Source organism: Faecalibacterium longum, from assembly GCF_040094125.1.
Taxonomy (GTDB): domain Bacteria; phylum Bacillota; class Clostridia; order Oscillospirales; family Ruminococcaceae; genus Faecalibacterium; species Faecalibacterium longum.
The window spans coordinates 1-1,006 of record NZ_JBBNIH010000086.1; the positions used below are offsets into that span (position 1 = coordinate 1).

The window sequence follows — 1,006 nt, forward strand, 5'->3', positions numbered from 1 at the left end:
GGTACAACCGAATCGCCGCTTTTACCGCCCGGAGAACAGTCCGGGCAGACAGCTTGGTGGTGGAGATCATAATATTGAAGGTTTTCTGTTCGATTTCTTCCTGCACTGCCATCACCTCCCGTGCAGCAGGGGGATTTTAGCGGTCATGCTCTGCCGGAGGCTTGGTGCAGGGCTTTTCTGTCGGAGGTTCGTCGGGCACCGACAGCACCAGCAGACGATTGCCCAACTTCAGAAAGGCTTCCGGCTGATGAAAAAGCTGCTCGTACTTCTGCGCCAGTTCCGGGGTCAGGGATGCGAAATCCTTCTCGCCCAGCCCCACCACCAGAAAGGTCCCGGCAACGGCATCGTACATCTGCCCGTCCTCGTCCCGCAGGGCACGGTTCAGGGGCAGCCCCATGAGCTTTCCGTCATCGTTATAGACGATAGCAACCGGGTCATCAGCAAAGGGGTAGCTTGCGCCGATGGAGCCTCCCACAGCCTGCTGCAAATCTTCGAGTTCTGCGCCGATGCTGACGTTTCGGGGATGCTCATTGGGCTTCACGAGAAGAACGTCCAGCATCTTCTTTTCCGAAAGTTCGTGCTCACCGGTCGTTTTGAAATCGACCCCCACATAATCCTCATCGGTGAGGACGTAATCTCCATCGCGCCATCCACGGTCAACCATACGCTCCGCTTCTTCCTGCGAAGCGGCTTCTACGGTCACGGTGCGCTGAAGGGTCTCCGTGATCTCCACTTCAAATTTCTTCATGGTCATCCTCCTGCCCGGCATGGGCGGCGTTCAGCAGAGCCGCCACGAAGAAGCCGAAAATGGCACCTGCTTCAAAAAATGCGAAACCGATAAAAAAGTTCAGCATGGCACACCTCAGTCGATGCAGATGCAGGGCAGCTTCTGGTCGTCTGCCATCAGGGTGATGCTGTGGTTTGCCAGATACTTCTGGAACAGGTAGACCTCATCAATGGTCAGCGAGACGACCTCGCCATCCATGTTGGTGCGAGCCAGAATCAC

General features: G+C 56.3%; 1 protein-coding gene. It reads right to left on the reverse strand.

Translation table 11 applies throughout. The annotated features are described in order from the left end of the window. Window positions 1–136: 136 nt before the first annotated feature. Entirely contained in the window at window positions 137–748 is a 612-nt protein-coding gene (locus AAAU26_RS02395) for a DUF3846 domain-containing protein (RefSeq protein WP_217210642.1), read from the reverse strand. Between the last annotated feature and the right edge of the window lie 258 nt (window positions 749–1,006).